Below are 1810 nucleotides of genomic sequence, written 5' to 3' on the forward strand. Positions count from 1 at the left end.
CCCAGGCGCCGGCCGCCGGGGCCGGGGAGGAGGCCTCGGCGGGCGCCTGGGGCGAGCGCGCTCCGGCGAGCACCGCTGCGAGGCCGAGGGCGCCCGCGGCGCCGAGCAGTCGCCGCCGGGTCGGGTGCCGTTCGGTGCTCATGCGAACCGATTGTGCGCCTGGGGCGAGTGGGTCCGAGGGATTTGCGGGAGTGTCGCTCAGGCCGTGAGGCGATCGGGTGCGGGGAGCACTCCGGCCGCGGTGAGGTGGCCTCGTGCGGCCGCGATCGCCGCGGGGGTGGCGTCGAACAGCTTGCCTTCCTCGCGGAGGCGGTCGAGGAGGTCGACCGCGGTGAGGGTCTTGGCGTGCTCGGATCGCATCCCGGAGAAGTAGACGGTGATGCCGCGGTGTTCGAGGCGCTCGACGGCGTCGCGCAGGACCAGGGCGCCGGTCGCGTCGATGGCGCTGATGCGGGAGAGCCGGATGATGACGACGCGGACGTCGGCGGTCTCGGTGAGGGTGAGCAGGAAGCGGTGGGCGGCGGCGAAGAACAGCGGCCCGTCGATGCGGTAGGCGACGATGTGCTCGGCGAGCAGTGCGTGCTCGGCGAGGTGGTGGTCCCCCTCGGTGAGGGCGACGGTCTCGATGCGGGCCGAGGCCGCGATCTTGCGCAGCGCGAGGGCCCCGGCCACCACGAGGCCGCAGATGACGGCCCAGACCAGGTCGATCGCGAGGGTGACGGCCGCGGTGAGGACCAGGATCACCGCGTCTGAACGGGACGCTCGCATGAGGACTTTGACCGAGCCGACCTCGACCATGCGGATCGCGGTGGCCAGCAGCACCCCGGCGAGGGCGGCGACCGGGATGCGGGCGACCAGGGGCGCGGCGGCGAGCATGATGAGCGCCAGGACGACCGCGTGGGTGAGCGCGGCGAGCCGGGAGGCGGCGCCGGAGCGGACGTTCACGGCGGTGCGGGCGATCGCGGCGGTGGCGGGGACCCCACCGAACAGGGGCGCGGCGATATTGGCCAGGCCCTGGCCGAACAGCTCCCGGTCGGGGTCGTGCCGGGAGCCGACGGTCATGCCGTCGGCCACGGTGGCCGACAGCAGTGATTCGAGGGCCGCGAGCGCGGCCACCGCTACGGCGGCCCCGGCCAGGCCGGGGATCGCGGCGGGGTCGAGGAACGCCAGCGACGGCGCGGGGAGGGTGGCGGGGAGTCCGCCGATGGCGGGGGCGTCCAGTCTCGCCAGGACGGCGGCGACGGTGGCGGCGGCGACGGCCAGGAGGGAGAACGGGATCTGCGGGCGCCACCTGGCCCCGGCGAGCATGACGGCGGCGACGCCGAGCGCAAGCGTGATTGCGGGCCAGGACGGCTCGGCGGCGTAGTCGAGGACGGCCTGCCAGGCGATGCGGGCGACGTTCTCGCCTTCGGGCACGGCGACGCCGAGCGCGGCGGGGACCTGCTGGAGGAAGATGACAGCGGCGATGCCGACGGTGAAGCCCTCGACGACGGGGGCGGGGATGAGGCGGATGTGGCGTCCGGCCCTCGCGAGCGCGAGTCCGATGAGGAGGATCCCTGCCATGAGGCCGACGGTGAGGACGCCGCTGGCACCGTACTGGGCGACGATGGGGACCAGGACGACGGTCATCGCGCCGGTCGGTCCGGACACCTGGAAGTTCGAGCCGCCGAAGACCGCGGCGACCGCTCCGGCGACGACGGCGGTGGCGAGGCCGGCGGCGGCCCCGAGCCCGGAGGCGACGCCGAAGCCGAGGGCCAGCGGCAGGGCGACGATCGCGACGGTGGCCCCGGCGAGGAGGTCCCGGCCGGGC

The 1810-nt window shown here is 75.2% G+C and carries 1 protein-coding gene; it reads right to left on the bottom strand.

Annotated elements, in window-relative coordinates; genetic code table 11:
- Positions 1–198 precede the first annotated feature (198 nt).
- Positions 199–1810: SulP family inorganic anion transporter (locus DI269_RS13125; protein ID WP_112136583.1), on the bottom strand; the 1612-nt coding region annotated here is incomplete at its 5' end.

The sequence above is a fragment of the Glycomyces dulcitolivorans genome, assembly GCF_003265355.1.
GTDB classification, from domain to species: domain Bacteria; phylum Actinomycetota; class Actinomycetes; order Mycobacteriales; family Micromonosporaceae; genus Glycomyces; species Glycomyces dulcitolivorans.